Origin of the sequence: Streptomyces misionensis (assembly GCF_007896895.1) — a bacterium.
Taxonomy (GTDB): domain Bacteria; phylum Actinomycetota; class Actinomycetes; order Streptomycetales; family Streptomycetaceae; genus Streptomyces; species Streptomyces misionensis_A.
The window spans coordinates 12,476-28,405 of record NZ_VOGW01000087.1 but is presented as its reverse complement, the minus strand read 5'-3'; the positions used below and the strand labels follow the sequence as shown (position 1 = coordinate 28,405).

The 15,930-nt window shown below is 72.0% G+C and carries 14 protein-coding genes and 2 tRNA genes; 6 read left to right on the top strand and 10 right to left on the bottom strand.

The features are described 5' to 3' along the window. Positions 1-41 precede the first annotated feature (41 nt). Positions 42-635, bottom strand: coding sequence for a TetR/AcrR family transcriptional regulator (locus FRZ03_RS14885; RefSeq protein WP_146465633.1), 594 nt, complete (start codon positions 633-635; stop codon positions 42-44). 205 nt (positions 636-840) lie between these two features. Here FRZ03_RS14885 and hisN point away from each other — a divergent pair, with 205 nt between their 5' ends. Both hisN and FRZ03_RS14875 read left to right on the top strand, forming a co-directional pair. Next, on the top strand, positions 841-1,641 hold the full coding sequence (gene hisN / locus FRZ03_RS14880) for a histidinol-phosphatase (protein ID WP_146465632.1): 801 nt from the start codon (positions 841-843) through the stop codon (positions 1,639-1,641). Positions 1,642-1,793: 152 nt separating this feature from the next. Further along, complete coding sequence (locus tag FRZ03_RS14875) at positions 1,794-2,201, top strand: CBS domain-containing protein (protein ID WP_146465631.1); 408 nt, start codon at positions 1,794-1,796, stop codon at positions 2,199-2,201. A gap of 181 nt (positions 2,202-2,382) precedes the next feature. Here the strand turns inward: FRZ03_RS14875 and FRZ03_RS14870 are convergent, their stop codons facing one another. Beyond that, positions 2,383-3,837, bottom strand: coding sequence for a catalase (locus tag FRZ03_RS14870; RefSeq protein WP_146465630.1), 1,455 nt, complete (start codon positions 3,835-3,837; stop codon positions 2,383-2,385). 145 nt (positions 3,838-3,982) lie between these two features. On the opposite strand from FRZ03_RS14870, the gene FRZ03_RS14865 reads away from it, so the two are divergent. Next, on the top strand, positions 3,983-4,399 hold the full coding sequence (locus FRZ03_RS14865) for a Fur family transcriptional regulator (protein WP_146465629.1): 417 nt from the start codon (positions 3,983-3,985) through the stop codon (positions 4,397-4,399). A 192-nt stretch (positions 4,400-4,591) separates the two neighbouring features. On the opposite strand, the gene FRZ03_RS14860 is transcribed toward FRZ03_RS14865, so the two are convergent. The 4 genes from FRZ03_RS14860 to FRZ03_RS14845 form a co-directional block, all read right to left on the bottom strand. Further along, positions 4,592-4,665: transfer RNA gene (locus FRZ03_RS14860), tRNA-Met, on the bottom strand. 72 nt (positions 4,666-4,737) lie between these two features. Then, positions 4,738-6,585, bottom strand: coding sequence for a tetratricopeptide repeat protein (locus FRZ03_RS14855; RefSeq protein ID WP_146465628.1), 1,848 nt, complete (start codon positions 6,583-6,585; stop codon positions 4,738-4,740). A gap of 216 nt (positions 6,586-6,801) precedes the next feature. Further along, a tRNA-Met gene (locus FRZ03_RS14850) sits at positions 6,802-6,875 on the bottom strand. A 41-nt stretch (positions 6,876-6,916) separates the two neighbouring features. Next, a complete protein-coding gene (locus tag FRZ03_RS14845) occupies positions 6,917-9,811 on the bottom strand; it encodes a UPF0182 family membrane protein (protein ID WP_146465815.1) in 2,895 nt (964 codons plus the stop codon). A 164-nt stretch (positions 9,812-9,975) separates the two neighbouring features. Here FRZ03_RS14845 and FRZ03_RS14840 point away from each other — a divergent pair, with 164 nt between their 5' ends. Beyond that, positions 9,976-10,518, top strand: a complete 543-nt coding sequence (locus FRZ03_RS14840) for a PPA1309 family protein (RefSeq protein ID WP_146465627.1) — start codon at positions 9,976-9,978, stop codon at positions 10,516-10,518. Between the two features lie 87 nt (positions 10,519-10,605). On the opposite strand, the gene FRZ03_RS14835 is transcribed toward FRZ03_RS14840, so the two are convergent. The 4 genes from FRZ03_RS14835 to FRZ03_RS14825 all read right to left on the bottom strand — a co-directional run bounded on the left by FRZ03_RS14835 (position 10,606) and on the right by FRZ03_RS14825 (position 13,772). Further along, a complete protein-coding gene (locus FRZ03_RS14835) occupies positions 10,606-11,703 on the bottom strand; it encodes a YlbL family protein (protein WP_186785430.1) in 1,098 nt (365 codons plus the stop codon). A gap of 50 nt (positions 11,704-11,753) precedes the next feature. Then, positions 11,754-11,927, bottom strand: coding sequence for a hypothetical protein (locus tag FRZ03_RS39110; protein WP_186785429.1), 174 nt, complete (start codon positions 11,925-11,927; stop codon positions 11,754-11,756). A gap of 153 nt (positions 11,928-12,080) precedes the next feature. After that, positions 12,081-12,542: a molybdenum cofactor biosynthesis protein MoaE gene (locus tag FRZ03_RS14830; protein ID WP_146465626.1), complete on the bottom strand. Its 462-nt coding sequence runs from the start codon at positions 12,540-12,542 to the stop codon at positions 12,081-12,083. A 105-nt stretch (positions 12,543-12,647) separates the two neighbouring features. Beyond that, positions 12,648-13,772 (bottom strand): SDR family oxidoreductase, encoded by a 1,125-nt coding sequence (locus FRZ03_RS14825; protein WP_146465625.1) that lies wholly within the window; start codon positions 13,770-13,772, stop codon positions 12,648-12,650. A gap of 191 nt (positions 13,773-13,963) precedes the next feature. Here FRZ03_RS14825 and FRZ03_RS14820 point away from each other — a divergent pair, with 191 nt between their 5' ends. Both FRZ03_RS14820 and FRZ03_RS14815 read left to right on the top strand, forming a co-directional pair. Continuing rightward, positions 13,964-15,406: a zinc-dependent metalloprotease gene (locus tag FRZ03_RS14820; protein WP_146465624.1), complete on the top strand. Its 1,443-nt coding sequence runs from the start codon at positions 13,964-13,966 to the stop codon at positions 15,404-15,406. Then, positions 15,403-15,924, top strand: a complete 522-nt coding sequence (locus FRZ03_RS14815) for an NUDIX hydrolase (RefSeq protein WP_146465623.1) — start codon at positions 15,403-15,405, stop codon at positions 15,922-15,924. The genes FRZ03_RS14820 and FRZ03_RS14815 overlap by 4 nt, the downstream gene beginning before the upstream one ends. The last annotated feature ends 6 nt before the right edge of the window (positions 15,925-15,930 follow it).

The following is a 15,930-nucleotide window of genomic DNA, read 5'->3' as shown; positions in this document are numbered from 1 at the left end:
GGGCCGACCGCCGTTCCGCCGCGGGGGGTGGCGGGCCCGGGTCAGCGCGGGGAGCGGGGCGCCACGGCCCGGACCAGTTCGGCGACCCCGCCCTCGGCCGGTGGTGCCGCCACGCAGGAGAGGGCGAGGCGCACGACGAGTTCGCAGGAACGGGCGAGTTCGGCGGTGGCGGCGCGGCCGGTGCCGGGTGCGGCGAGCGCGGTGACGGCGCGGTCGCGGACCATCCGGACCAGTTCCGGGGGCGTGGGCAGCGGCCGCTCCGCCCGGCGCGGCGCCGGGACCCGGGGGGCGTCGGGCCGCGGTCTCGGCAGCCGCTCGTTCCAGCAGCCGGTGAGCAACGCCCGGACCAGCGCGTTGCCCTGGGCCGCCGTGGTCGTCCACTCGGCGGTCGCGGTGAGCCGCTCCCAGGTGCCGCCGGTGCCGGCGAGGGCCCGCTCCACCCCGGCGAGATACCCGTCGGCCGCCCGGCGCACCAGCGCCCGCGCGAGGCCGTCCTTGCCGCCGAACTCGTTGTAGAGCGTCTGCCGGGACACGCCCGCCGCGGCGGCCACCTCCACCATCCGCACCGTCGGCCAGGGCCGGCGGTCGAGCGCCGTGAGAGCGGCGTCCAGCAGGGACTCCCGGGCAGCAGCCATCCTCGCCTCCCTGGACCGAAGGGCGTTCCGGCCAGATTTGACGGGCTTTCGGGAGGTGTCAAGGGGGGCGGGAGGGGCCACCGCGTGCCCGCTCGCGCGGTTTCGCGGGCCCCTGGCGGTCGCGATGCCGTCGGCCGCGGCCGCGAACCGCCCGGAAAGCCCCCTCGCTGGCCCCGCGCCGACCCCGACCGATAGCGTGACGTACATGCCGGACTACCTCGACGACCTCCGTCTCGCCCATGTCCTCGCCGACGCGGCCGACGCCACCACGATGGACCGCTTCAAGGCCCTCGACCTCAAGGTGGAGACGAAGCCGGACATGACCCCGGTGAGCGAGGCGGACAAGGCGGCCGAAGAACTCATCCGCGGCCAGCTCCAGCGCGCCCGGCCCAGAGACGCGATCCTCGGCGAGGAGTTCGGCATCGAGGGCTCCGGCCCCCGCCGCTGGGTGATCGACCCGATCGACGGCACCAAGAACTACGTGCGCGGCGTCCCCGTCTGGGCCACCCTGATCTCGCTGATGGAGGCCGGTGAGGGCGGTTACCAGCCCGTCGTCGGTCTCGTCTCCGCCCCCGCCCTCGGCCGCCGCTGGTGGGCCGCGAAGGGGCACGGCGCCTTCACCGGCCGCAACCTGACCTCCGCCACCCGCATCCACGTCTCCGGCGTCAACACCCTCGCGGACGCCTCCTTCGCCTACTCGTCCCTGTCGGGCTGGGAGGAGCAGGACCGGCTCGACGGCTTCCTCGACCTGACCCGCCAGGTCTGGCGCACCCGGGGGTACGGGGACTTCTGGCCGTACATGATGGTCGCCGAGGGCTCCGTGGACCTCTGCGCGGAGCCGGAGCTGTCGCTGTGGGACATGGCCGCCAACGCCATCGTCGTCACGGAGGCCGGCGGCACCTTCACCGGGCTCGACGGCCGCCCGGGCCCGCACAGCGGCAACGCGGCGGCCTCCAACGGCCTGCTGCACGACGAGATGCTGGGGTACCTCAACCGGCGCCAGTGAGACGAACGGGGCGCTTGCGCACGCCCCCCGGCGGTCCGCGTGCGCCCTCTTGTTGGCCTGGCCTTGACCTGAGACTCTGAGACCACCCCCACTTGTGAATTTGTGAATTCGGGGACAAGGTTCCCGGTTCCCCCCAGGAGGTGGCCCCACCCATGCTGGTCCGCGACGCCATGAGCACGGTGATCCTCACCCTCGGCCCCGCCCACACCCTCCGTGAAGCAGCCACGTTGATGTCCGCCCGGCGCATCGGTGCCGCCGTCGTCCTCGATCCGGACGCCGGCGGCATCGGCATCCTCACCGAGCGCGACGTCCTCGACTCCGTCGGCCTCGGCCAGAACCCCGACACCGAGCGCGTCCACGCGCACACCACCACCGACGTCGTCTTCGCCGCGCCGACCTGGACGCTGGAGGAGGCCGCCAGGGCCATGGCCCACGGAGGCTTCCGGCATCTGATCGTCCTGGACCACGGCGAGGTCGCCGGAATCGTCTCGGTCCGGGACATCATCCGCTGCTGGATGCCGGACCGGGAGCCCGCCGGACTGGCCCGGACCCGCTTCTGAGGCCCGGCTCCGCCTCCGCGGCCCGGCTCCGGGGCCGCACCCGGCCGAGGTCCGGCTCCCGGGGTCGTCCGGCCGCGGCCCGGCTCCGACGAGCCGGCCGCGATCCCGCGCACGCGAAGCGGGCCGGACCCCGAGCACCTGGGGATCCGGCCCGCCCGGCAGACGGGTGTGTGCCGCCGGCTCAGCCGCGCAGCGCGCGCACCGCCGCCTCCAGCCGCTTGCCGAAGTCGGCGTCCGCGGCCGCGAAGTTGCCGATCGCGCGCTCCGCGATGTCCTCGCGGGAGACCTGGGAGATCGCCCCGGCCAGGTTGCCGATCAGGCGCTCCTTCTCCTCCTCCGTCATCAGCCGGTAGAGGTTGCCGGCCTGCACGAAGTCGTCGTCCTCGGCGTGCCGCGGAGTCGGGTGGTCACCGGTGCCGGCGGTGAAACCGTCGTACGACGCCCACAGCGCCCGCCCGGTCTGCTGCGGCCCGCCGAAGCTGTTGGGCTCGTAGTTCTTGGCGCCGCCGTGCCGGCCGTCGTAGAGGTGGCCGTCGCGGGAGTGGGTGCGCGCCTCGGTGGCGTGCGGACGGTTGACCGGCAGGTGGTCGGCGTTGATGCCGACGCGGTAGCGGTGCGCGTCGCCGTAGGCGAAGAGCCGGCCCTGGAGCATCTTGTCCGGCGAGGGGCCGATGCCCGGCACGAAGTGCGAGGGGCTGAAGATCGACTGCTCGACCTCGGCGAAGACGTTCTGCGGGTTGCGGTTCAGCTCCAGCTTGCCGATCTCGATGACCGGGTAGTCCGCGTGCGGCCACACCTTGGTCAGGTCGAAGGGGTTGAAGCGGTAGGTCGCCGCGTCCGCCGCCGGCATGATCTGCACACCCACGGTCCAGCTCGGGAACTCGCCCCGCTCGATCGCCTCCCGCAGGTCGCGCTGGTGCGAGTCGGGGTCCCGGCCGGCGAGGACGGCCGCCTCCTCGGCGGTGAGGTTCTTGATCCCCTGGTCGGTCTTGAAGTGGTACTTGACCCAGAAGACCTCGCCGGCCTCGTTGTTCCACTGGAAGGTGTGCGAGCCGAAGCCGTCCATGTGCCGGTACGACGCCGGGATGCCGCGGTCGCCGAACAGCCAGGTCACCTGGTGCGTCGACTCGGGCGACAGGCTCCAGAAGTCCCAGACGTTGTCGGCCTCCGTGCTGCCGGTGTAGGGGTCGCGCTTCTGGGTGTGGATGAAGTCGGGGAACTTGATCGCGTCCCGGATGAAGAAGACCGGGGTGTTGTTGCCGACGAGGTCGTAGTTGCCCTCCTCGGTGTAGAACTTCAGCGCGAAACCGCGCGGGTCGCGCACGGCGTCCGCCGCGCCCAGGTTCCCGGCCACGGTGGAGAAGCGCAGGAAGACCTCGGTCTCCTTGCCGATCTCCGAGAGGAAGGCGGCGCGGGTGTACGGCGTCACGTCGGCGGTCACGGTGAAGGTGCCGTAGGCCCCGGCGCCGCGCGCGTGCACGACCCGCTCCGGGATGCGCTCGCGGTTGAAGTGCGCCAACTTCTCCAGCAGCAGCTGGTCCTGGACCAGGACGGGGCCGCCGACGCCCGCCGTCTCGCTGTTCTGGTTGTCGGCCACCGGAGCACCGGCCTCCGTGGTGAGCGGTCCCTGCGTCACGTGCGCCTCCTGCGTCATCGCCGGCCAATCCTGTCCCTTGGCCAAAGCCGAGTCCGATCCTACATTGGACTCAGTCCAAGTCAAATAGGATTCCAAACTCACACCTATTCCCGTCCTGGTCCACCTTGCTGTTAGGCTGGTAGCCATGAGCGACCTTCTGGAACGACTGCGTGGACGCGGATGGCGGATGACCGCGCAGCGACGCGTGGTGGCCGAGGTCCTCGACGGCGAGCACGTCCATCTGACAGCCGACGAGGTCCATGCGCGGGCTGTCGCGAAGCTCCCGGAGATCTCCCGGGCGACCGTCTACAACACCCTCGGTGAGCTGGTCACCCTCGGCGAGGTGCTGGAAGTCACGACGGACAAGCGCGCCAAGCGGTACGACCCGAACGCGCACCGGCCGCACCACCACCTGGTCTGCGCCCACTGCGGCGCGATCCGGGACGTCCACCCGACGGGCAATCCGCTCGCCGACCTCCCCGACACCGAGCGCTTCGGCTTCACGGTGTCGGACGTCGAGGTGACGTACCGGGGGCTGTGCCCGGAGTGCGCCGGCGCATGACGCAAGCACTCGGGGAGTGATCGAGGGGGCCGCGAGCCCCCTCTTTTTTTTGCGCCCGCGCAGGGCCGCACCCGTTTTGGCGCCCGCCCAGGGCCGCACCCGCGGACGGCCGCCCGCTCAAGGCCGCCTGCGGCTGCCCGCATACGACTGAGGGCCGGAACCCATTTCTGGATTCCGGCCCTCAGCCTTCAGTAGCGGGGACAGGATTTGAACCTGCGACCTCTGGGTTATGAGCCCAGCGAGCTACCGAGCTGCTCCACCCCGCGTCGATGAACTCGACATTACGCGAGGGAAGCCGACGGAAGCAAATCCATTCGGGGGCGAGTGACCAGGGCCACTCACGCCGACAGTTCCTCCCGCAGCGCGTCCCGCAGCCGCCCCGCCCGCTCCGTGACCTCCGCCGGGCCCAGCTCCGCCGCCCGGGCCGCCCAGCGCTGCCCCTCCGCCAGCTCGCCCCGGCGCGCGCAGACGAGCGCGAGCCGCAGCGCCGCGCGCCCGTGCCCGTCGTCCGCCGCCCGCGTCCACCACACCACGGCCTCCGGCTCGCTCCCCTCCCGCGCCAGCAGCAGCCCGAGGTTGAAGGCGCCGTTGCGCGACCCGGCCTCGGCCGCCGCCCGGTACCAGCGCGCCGCCTCCACCACGTCGCCCCGCGCGGAGGCGAGCATGCCGACCCGCACCTGGGCACGCCGGTGCCCCTGCTGCGCGGCCCGCTCGTACCACTCCTCGCACTCGGCCTTCTCGTGCGCGCTCTCCCCCAGCTCGTGCGCGGGCCGCGGCGGCCGGCGGGCGTCCAGCAGGGCGGCCAGCCGGTATGCCGCCTCCGCGCTGCCGCCCCCCGCGGCGCAGCGCAGATGCCGTTCCGCCGCCCGCTCGTCGCCCTCGCGCAGCCGGGCCATGCCGACCTGGAGCGCGGCCTCGGTGTGCCCGGCGGCGGCCGCCCGCTCGTACCAGCGCAGCGCCATCGCCTCCTCGCCGCGCCCGGCGTACAGGATGCCGAGGTTGAAGGCCGCGTCCACGCTGCCGGCCTCGGCCGCCTTGGAGAACCAGGGCTCGGCGCCGGAGGTGTCGCCGACCTGGAGCAGCAGGATGGCCAGCGCGTTGGCGGCCTCCCGGTGCCCGGCGTAGGCGGCGCGCCGGTACCACTGCTCGGCCTGCGCGGTGCGCCCCTGCTCGACGCAGAGCAGGGCGAGGTTGTAGGCGCCGTTGTCGTCGCCCGCGTCCAGCGCGGCCCGGTACCAGCGCTCGGCGGTCTGCGTCTCGCCGCGCTCGGCGTGCAGCGCGCCGAGCGCGTTGGCCGCGTTGCCGTCGCCCTCCTGGGCCGCGCGCAGCCACCACACGGCCGCGCTCTCGGTGTCCCCGGCGTCCCGCAGCAGGAAGCCGAGGGCGCAGGCGGCACGCGGCTCGCCGTCCTTGGCGGCGGTCAGGTACCAGCGCCCGGCCTCCTTCAGCTCGCCGCGCTGCTCCAGGATCGCCCCGAGCTGCAGGGCGGCCCGCCGGTGACCGCGCGCGGCGGCCTGCCGGTACCACTGCTCGGCCTCCTCGGCCTCCTCCGCGGCCTCGTCGCTCCCGCTCCCGTCCCGGCGCCCGGTCTCGTGCTCGTCGGCGAAGCGTCCGGTCCCGCGGTCGAGGGCGCGCGCCACCCGGTAGGCGGCCTCCCGGTGCCCGCGCTCGGCGGCGAGCCGCATCCAGCGCCCGGCGGTGGCGTCCCCGCGGTGCTCCAGCAGGTCGGCGAGGGCGTAGATGCCGAGGACGTGGCCCTGCTCGGCGGACTGGCGCAGCCAGTACTCGGCGGCGGGCTCGTCGCCGCGTTCGCGGTGGTAGCGGCCGAGCGCGTGCCCGGCGGCGGCGGAACCGGCGACGGCGGCGATGCGCCACCAGCCGGCGGCCTCGTCGGGGTAGCCGCGCTGGTGCAGCAGGACGCCCAGGTTGTTGGCGGCGGCCCGGTCACCGGCCGCGGTGGCGGCCCGCAGATGGGGTTCGGCTCCTTCGAGGTCGCCGCGGCGCAGCAGCATGGCGCCGAGGACGCTGGCGGCCTCCGCGTCACCGCCGCGTGCGGCGAGCGCGAGGCGCACCTCGTCGGCGGCGTCGGCCATGTCACCCACCTCGTCGCGGGCCGGCCCCTCACCGAAATTCTGTACAAATCGCCCTGACTCGAACAGAGTTGCCTTGTCCCCCATAACGTCCATCGTCGCACCACCCGCAACCTGGGTACACCCGGTATACCCCACCCCGTGAGGTCACTTCAGCGTTTTGTCGACATGCCCACAGGACGACAAGTCAAACACACACCGCCCAACTCCTCACGGCGGCGCGGCCGTAACGCCTTCCCCGATCCCGCCCCGATACGTGTCCGCACACCACGAAGGCCCGGATCCCTTGAGGATCCGGGCCTTCGATTGCAGTAGCGGGGACAGGATTTGAACCTGCGACCTCTGGGTTATGAGCCCAGCGAGCTACCGAGCTGCTCCACCCCGCGTCGTTGTTCCTCAACCGTATCACGACGCGAGGCGGCCTCGATCAGCCCTTCTTCCCGCCCTTCGTGCCCGCGGCCTCGTGCTCCGCCTTCTCGGCGCGCTCCAGCGCGGACTTGAGGTCCTTCTGCGCCTTGGCGTAGGCGCCCCAGTCCGGGCCGTCCGGCTGCTTCAGCGCCTTCTGTCCCGCGTCGAAGGCCTTCTGGGCGTCGGCCAGAGCCTGCTGGACCGTCGGGTCGGCGGACGCGGGCGGGGCGGCGGCGCCGGTGTCCGGCGGCGCGGTCGTGTCGCCCTGCTTGCCGAAGATCTTGTCCAGTGCCTCGCCGAGCGTGTTCTCGAACGCGGGGGGCTTGCCCGCGTAGGTCACCAACACCTTGCGCTGCAACGGGAGTTTGAGTCCACCGCCGCGTACGTAGACCGGCTCCACATAGAGCAGTCCGCCGTCCAGCGGCACGGTCAGCAGATTGCCGTACTCCACCTCCGAGTCGCCGCCCTTGAGGAGTTTGATGGCGGCGGCGATGTCCTGTTCGGAGTTGAACTGGCTCTGCACCTGCTTGGGTCCGTCGACCGTCTGGCTGGTGGGCAGCTTCAGGATTCTGATCTTGCCGTAATCGCCGCTGTCCGCCTCGGAGTCGACCGACATGAAGGCGCTGAGGCTGTACCGGCCGGCCGGCGTGAACGTGGTCGACAGCGAGAACGCCTGGCCGCTCTGGCCGGGCATCTTCATGCTCAGGTAGTACGGCGGCACCGCGTCGCCCGACTTGTTGGTCGGGTCGGCCGGCACCTGCCACACCTCGCTGCCGGTGAGGAAGGTCTGCGCGTCCGTCACGTGGTAGCGGGTGAGCAGTTCGCGCTGGACCTTGAACAGGTCCTGCGGGTACCGCAGATGGGACAGCAGCTCCGGCGAGATGGCGCTCTTCGGCTGCACCGTGCCGGGGAACGCCTTCATCCAGGTCTTCAGCACCGGGTCCTGGGTGTCCCACTGGTAGAGCTTGACCTCGCCGGTGTACGCGTCGACGGTCGCCTTCACCGAGTTGCGGATGTAGTTGACCCGGTTCTGCTGGGCGACCACGCTGCGGTCGTCCCTGCCGGTGGTCAGCGAGTCGGCCGTGGTGTCGCCGAGGGTGGTACGGGAGGAGTACGGGTAGGCGTTCGACGTCGTGTAGGCGTCGACGATCCACTGTATGCGGCCGTCGACGACGGCCGGGTAGGTGTCGCCGTCGATGGTCAGCCAGGGGGCGACCGCCTCGACGCGCTCCTTGGGCGTGCGGTTGTACAGGATCCGCGAGCCCTTGCCGATCGCGCCCGAGTAGAGGATCTGCGGCTCGTTGAACGCCACCGCGTACGCGGCCCGGTTGACCGGGTTGTCGAGGTTGACGCCGCTCTTGCCGGTGTAACTGGTGGTCTTCTCGCCGTGGTCGTCGGTGGAGTAGTCGATCTCCTTCTGGGGACCGCCGACGATGGAGTAGGTGGTGGTCTTCTCTCCGTAGTAGACCCGCGGCTGGTAGGTGCCCAGATCGCCCTCGGGCGGCAGGTTGTACTCGGTGAAGACGGGTTCGCCGTCGTCGGCCTCGGTGCCCTTGGCGGCGACCACGCCGTACCCGTGCGTGTAGCGGAAGTGGTCGTTGATCCAGTTGTGCTTGATCCCCTTGCCCTTGAGGTTCAGCTCGCGCACGCCTATGACGGTGTCCTGGAGCTTGCCGTCCTTGGTGGGGTACCGGTCGACGTCCAGGTTGGCCGGGAACCCGTAGTAGTCCTTCACCTGCTGCGCCTGCTGGAACGTCGGCGAGACGATGTTCGGGTCCATGATCCGGATGCTCGCCGCGTCGTCCGCGTCCGCGCGCAGCTTGGCGTCGTCCTCGGTGGCGGGCTTGCCCTCGTACTTGACGACCTGGGTGTCGTCGATGCCGTACGCCTTGCGGGTCGCCGCGATGTTCTTCTGGACGTACGGGGCTTCCTTGGCCTGCTCGTTGGGCTGGACCTGGAACTTCTGCACGATCGCCGGGTACAGCCCGCCGATCAGGATCGCCGACAGCACCATCAGGCCGAAGCCGATGACGGACAGCTGCCAGGTGCGCCGCCACAGGGTCGCGAAGAACAGCAGCGCGCAGATGACGGCGATGCAGAACAGGATCGTCTTGGCCGGCAGATAGGCGTTGGCGTCGACATAGCGCAGACCGGTCCAGTCGCCGGACCTGAAGCCGCTGGACTTCACCGCGAGGCCGTACCGGTCGAGCCAGTAGGCGACCGCCTTCAGCGCGACGAAGAGACCGAGGAGCACCGAGAGGTGCCCGGTCGCGGCGGCCGTGGCGCGCGCGCCGGGGCTGGTGACGCGCAGCCCGCCGTACAGGTAGTGGGTGAAGGCGGCGGCGATCAGGCCGAGGATCACGGCGGCGAAGCCGAAGGCCAGCAGGAACCGGTACCAGGGCAGCTCGAAGGCGTAGAAGGAGATGTCGAGGTGGAACTGGGGGTCCTTCTGGTGGAAGGGGACGCCGTTCACCCACATCAGCCACGTACGCCACTGGCCGGCGGCCGAGGCGCCCGCGATCAGCCCGACCAGGGCGCTGATCGCGACCAGCAGCCAGGTCTTGTACGGCGCGAGGCCCATCCGGTAGCGGTCCAGGTTCTGCTGCTCCATGGACATGGCGCTCAGCGGGGGCCGCAGCCGGTGCGCGAGCCAGATGTTCAGGCCGACCGTGAACGCGGTGAGCAGACCGAAGACGAAGAACAGGCCGATCTTGGTCCACAGCGTGGTGGTGAACACGGACGAGTAGTGCACCGACCGGTACCACAGCCAGTCCGTCCAGAAGCCGGCGAACATGCTGAACGCCATGCCGAGGACGGCGAGCACACCGAGCGTCAGGATGAGGGCCCTGACCCGCCGGGACGGACGGCCCGTCCCGGTCCGTGGGCCCCTGGGACCCTGGCCGCGGTCCGGCATCTGGAAAGCCAAGGTGCGCCCCTCGAAGTTCGCTCTCGATCCATCAGGTCCCCGTGGTCGCGGACCCCTGGTGGCCCCCCGTGATCGCGGGCCGACATCTATGCAACTTACCCAGACCCTGCTCGGTTCCCGATTCCGGTGGGGAACCAGGCAGGATTGTGCCCATGTCCAACACTCCCATGGCAGCGAGCCCGCTCACCCGGGCCGTACTCGAGATCGACGAGTACGTCTCCGGCCTCGGCTGGGACCAGCCCGCTCGCCTCTTCGCCCTCGTCGACACCGCCCGGCTGCGCAGCCAGGAACCCGCGCTCGCGGCCCAGCTGGGCCTCGAGGACGAGTCCGAGACCACCGGTCTCACCCCGATCGAGCAGGACGAGATCCCCTCCGGCAAGCCGCTCGACGAGTTCCTCGCCACCATCGCCTGGCCGGACGCGGTGGTCGGCTGCGCGCTCGCGGTGGAGCGGCTGATGCTGCCGCCGTCCGCCGAGGCACAGGTCCCGCAGAACCTCAGCGAGGCCAAGCTGGCCAAGTGGGTGGCCGACCACCCCGAGCGCCAGGAGGTCCGGATGACGGTGGCGGTGCTGCGCGACGGCGCCCGCGAGTCCGCGCTGCGGCTGCGCGAGAAGGACTCCGCCACGGAGGTCCTGACCGGCCCGGACCTGGTGCCGGGCCTCGCGGAGGCGCTGGCGGCGACGTTCGCCGACTGATCCGGTTCCGCGGTACGGCGGTGGGGGCGCCCCGGTCGGACGGGCGCCCCCAGCCGTGCCGGGGGCCGTGCGGCCGTGCCCCGCGAATCAGCCCTTGGCGCCGCACAGGGGCAGCGCCGCGGTGTCCCCGCTGCGGATGTCCTTGAGCGCGCCCAGCGCGTCCTTGATCGTCTTCACCTTGACCAGGGTGAGCCCGCTCGGCTTGTCCGCGGCGGCCTCCGCGCAGTTGTCGGCCGGCGTCAGGAAGTACTGGGCGCCCTGGCCGCGCGCGCCAAGGGTCTTCATGTCGACGCCGCCGATCGGGCCGACCGTGCCGCTGTCGTCGATGGTGCCGGTGCCGGCCACGAACTTGCCGCCGGTCAGGCTGCCCGGGGTGAGCTTGTCGTAGATGCCGAGCGCGAACATCAGACCGGCGCTCGGACCGCCGACGTCGGCGAGCTTGATGTCGATGCTGAACGGGAAGGTGTGGTCGGTCCCGGCCGAGATCCCGACGATGGCCCGCTTGGGGCCGCTGTCGTCGGAGGCGGCCGTGGTGATCGTCACGTCCTGCGTGGTCGTGGCCGTCTTGTGGGCCTTCTCGGCGGCGGCCTGCTCCTTGGCGGGCACGACGGTGAAGACGACCTTCTGCCCCGGCTTGTGCTTGGTGACCAGCTTGGCCACGTCGGAGGGCTGCTTGACCTCGGCGCCGTCGACGGCCTTGATCACATCACCGGCGTGCAGCCTGCCCTGGGCCGGGGAGTCCTTGACCACGGTGGAGACGATCACCCAGGACTTCACGGGGACGTTCAGCTGCTTGAGCGCGGCGACCTTGGCGCTCTCCTGGGACTGGCTGAACTCCTCCGCGTTCTGCTGGGAGGACTGCTCCTCCGTCGTCCCCTTCGGGTAGAGCGTGTCGTGCGGCACCACCTTGCTGTCGCGCGACAGCCAGCCGTAGACGGCCTCCACCAGGTTCATCCGGAAGTCCACGCCGGTCACCCGCACGGTGGTCATGTTCAGATGGCCGTCCGTCGGATACGTCCTGCGCCCGGAGATCTGCAGCACCGGCTCGCCCTGGTGCTCCCCGAGCGTGTTCACCGTCGGTCCGGGAGACATCTCCGAGTACGGCGCGGGAATGAGCATCCCGGCGCACAGGAGCGCGATCAGCATCAGGGTCGAGGCGAGCATCGTCGCGGTGCGGCGTGGCATGCCTCGACAGTACGTGACGCCCCTGTCGGCGCACCGTCAGGGCACCCTCCTCAGGCGCCGCCCGCGCCCGAGTGGGACTTCTCCATCGCCGCCCGGAACCGGGCGTACCCGTCGAGCTCGGGGCCGTCACTGCGCACCTTGCGCGTCCGGTTGGCCCAACTGCCCCACAGCCCGCCGCCGACCGCGGCCACCAGCGGAATCAACAGCCAGACAAGCGCGCCCATGCCGACCTCCCAACCCTGAGCGTCCGCAACTGACTGATCAGCAGATTAACCGTCCGCACCGACAACGCTCACGTGCGGGGGCCGGTTACGCAACCGGAAAGAGCAGTGGGCCGGGAGTGACGGGCCCGCTCGGTGAGCCGAACGGGTGGGGCGTCAGCAGGCCCCCACCCATTCCTCGGTCCCGTCCGAGAACTTCTGGTGCTTCCAGATGGGCACTTCGTGCTTGAGGTCGTCGATCAGCTTGCGGCAGGCGTCGAAGGCCTCCGCCCGGTGCGGACAGGCCACGGCGACGACCACCGCGAGGTCCCCGACCGCCAGCTCCCCGACCCGGTGCACGGCGGCCAGGGCCCGCACCGGGTAGTCGGCGGCGACCTTCTCGGCGATCCGCCGCATCTCGGACTCGGCACTGGGGTGGCAGGAGTACCCGAGCGCGTCCACGTCGGCGCCGCCGTCGTGATTGCGCACCGTGCCCACGAACAGCGCTATCCCGCCGGCCGCCGCGTCCCCGACCGCGCCGAACACCTCGTCCACCGAGAGCGCGGTCTCCCGCACCGCGATCAGCCTGATGGGATCCGCCGCCGCCGACTCCCCACGATGCCCACTCGTCTCAGCCATGCCCCCATCGTGCCGCACGGGTGTGACAGCGAGGAATACGAGGTTCGCCCGGCACGGGCGCGGCCCGCTTTGGACGCTCCTACAGCGGTCCGGCCGCCACCGCCGTCAGCGCCGCCGGGCCTTGCGGGCCCGGCGCACCACGGCCGCGGCGCCCAGCAGCGCCACCGTCGCGCCCGCGGCCCCCGCCGCCGTCGCGTCCTTGCGCCCCAGCCGCCGGCCGGCCACCGTGTGCCGCCCGGCCACCTCCTCCAGCAGCTCGGCGAGCACCTGCTCGTTGGTCCACCGCGGCCGCCACCCGGCATCGTGCAGCCGGCTGCCGCTGACCACCCACGGGTACATCGTGTACGCCAGGTCCCCGGCCGGAGACGGGGTGAGCCCGATCCGGTGCAGCCGGGCCGCCGCGCCGAGCGCGACCGCCGAGGGCAGCTCCATCCGCCGGATGCCGCTGAGCTCCTCGACCTCCTCCTGCTCCAGCCAGCCGTCGCAGCCGACGGCCAGTTCCCCGTCGACCTTCTCCAGCACGGCGTACTCCAGGGCGGCGCACAGGTCCTCGACGTGGCAGAACTGCCACGCGGGCCGCGATCCGGCCACGACCAGCAGCCGCGGCGACTCGAAGTACCGGGTCAGCGCGGTGTCCGTGCCGCCGACGAGCAGGGCGGGCCGCACCACGGTGACGTTCAGGCCGGGGTGCGCCCGGGGCGCGCGCCGCGCCAGGCGCTCGATCTCCAGCAGATCGCCGACGCCGGTGGCCTCGGCGGTCGCCCGCAGCTCGGCGTCCTCCGACAGGGGCAGCTCGTTGTCCGGCAGCGCGCCGTAGACCATGGCGGAGGTGCACAGCACCACCCGGTGCACCCCGGCCGCCGCGGCGGCGGTCAGCACGGTCTGCGTCCCCCGGACGTTGTAAGCGGTCCGCGCGGCCGCGTCGCTGCCCAGGTCCAGGTCGAGGGCGAGGTGGACGACCACGTCGGCGCCGCGCAGCCGGTCCGCGATGGCCGGATCGCGGACGTCCAGGACATGCCACTGTGCCTCGGCGCACTCCCCGCGCCGCTCGTCGATCGCGATGACCCGCCTGACCTCCTTGGACGCGGCGAGCCGCGCGGTGAGCAGGGCGCCCACGCCGGTCGCGGCGCCCGTGACCGCGACGACGGGCCCGCGCACGGCGGGAGTGTGCCCGGCGGACGGGGCTGACTGGTTTCGCGCTGCGCGAACCTGCGGATCTGGGGAACTCACCCGGCATCTCCAGCGGTTGTCTTCTGTACGGGCGTGAGTGACGCGCGCGTACGAGGTGCATCCATCCTGCCGCAGGCCTTCCGCGGGCGAAGCACCGAGGCCCGATCGGGTCCGGGTGTCTACGCTGGGTGGTGTTGTCGGGCAGCCGCGCCGCCGGAGAAGACCGGTGGCCTTACCAGCCGAGGAATCCCGTGAGTGACACCCCATTCGGTTTCGGCCTTCCGCCGGAGGAGCCGGAGGACGGCGACGAGGGCAAGAAGAAGGACCAGCAGAGCGGTGGTGGGCAGGGACCGGCCAACCCGTTCGGTTTCGGCGGTATGCCCGGAGCCGGTGGCTTTGGCGGCCCCGGCGCCGACAATCCGCTCGCAGCCATGTTCGGCTCGCTGAACCCCACCGATCTCGGTGCCGCGTTCCAGCAGCTGGGCCAGATGCTCTCCTACGAGGGCGGCCCGGTGAACTGGGACATGGCCAAGCAGATCGCCCGCCAGACGGTCGCCCAGGGCACCGCGGACGGCACCAAGGACGCCAGCGTGGGCCCCAGCGAGCGCAAGGCGGTCGAGGACGCCGTGCGCCTCGCGGACCTGTGGCTGGACGACGTGACGTCCCTGCCGTCCGGCTCCGCCTCCGCGGTCGCCTGGTCGCGCGCGGAGTGGGTCGAGGCGACCCTGCCCGCCTGGCAGGAGCTGGTCGACCCGGTCGCCGAGCGGGTCGGCGCGGCCATGGGCGATGTGCTGCCCGAGGAGATGCAGGCCATGGCGGGCCCGCTGATCGGCATGATGCGCTCCATGGGCGGCGCCATGTTCGGCACGCAGATCGGGCAGGCCGTCGGCGTGCTCGCGGGCGAGGTCGTCGGCTCCACCGACATCGGCCTGCCGCTCGGCCCGGCCCGCAAGGCCGCGCTGCTGCCGGCCAATGTGGAGGCGTTCGGCAAGGACCTGAGCGTGCCCCTGGAGGAGGTACGGCTCTACCTGGCCCTGCGCGAGGCCGCCCACCAGCGCCTGTTCGCGCACGTGCCGTGGCTGCGCTCGCACCTGTTCGGCGCGGTCGACGGCTACGCCCGCGGCATCAAGGTCGACACCGCGAAGCTGGAGGACGTGGTCGGCCAGTTCGACCCGCAGAACCCCGAGCAGTTGCAGGACGCGCTCCAGCAGGGCATGTTCCAGCCCGAGGACACGCCCGAGCAGAAGGCCGCCCTGGCCCGCCTGGAGACCGCTCTGGCGCTCGTGGAGGGCTGGGTGGACGCGGTGGTCCACGCGGCCGCGAAACCGCGTCTGTCGTCCGCCGACGCGCTGCGTGAGACCCTGCGCCGCCGCCGTGCGACCGGCGGCCCGGCGGAGCAGACGTTCGCCACGCTGATCGGCCTGGAGCTGCGCCCGCGCCGGCTGCGCGACGCCTCGCGCCTGTGGGCCTCGCTCGCGGACGCGCGCGGCACCGACGGCCGGGACGCCCTGTGGCACCACCCGGACATGCTGCCGACGGCGACCGACCTGGACGACCCGGACGGCTTCGTCCACCGCGAGCAGCTGGACTTCTCCGAGCTGGACAAGATCCTCGGCGAGGCGGCGGACAAGCCCGACCTGCGCAAGAAGGACGACGGCGAGCCCGGCGAGGCCAAGGGCGACGACGCCGAGTGAGCCTGTACGACGACGCGGTCCTCGTCCTCAAGGGGCACGAGGGCCAGGACGAGCTGCGCCAGTCCTACCTGGACCATCTGGCGGCCCACCCGGACGGCATCTGGAAGGCCTGCCACTCGGGCCATGTGACGGCGAGCGCCCTGGTGATCGACCCGGAGCGCAGCCGGGTGCTGCTCACCCTGCACCGGAAGCTGCGGATGTGGCTGCAGATGGGCGGCCACTGCGAGCCGGGCGACGCCACCCTGGCGGCGGCCGCGCTGCGCGAGGCGACCGAGGAGTCGGGCATGGCGGGGCTGACCCTGCTGCCCGGCGGCCCGGTGCGCCTGGACCGGCACCCCATCCCGCCGCCGTGCCACACGCACTACGACGTCCAGTACGCGGCGCTGGCCCCGCCCGGCGCCGTCGAGGCGATCAGCGACGAGTCCCTGGACCTGCGCTGGTTCTCCTACGAGGAGGTCGCGGGCGTGGCCGACGGCTCGGTCCGCCAACTGCTGGAAGCGACCCGCGCACGGCTGTGACCGGGT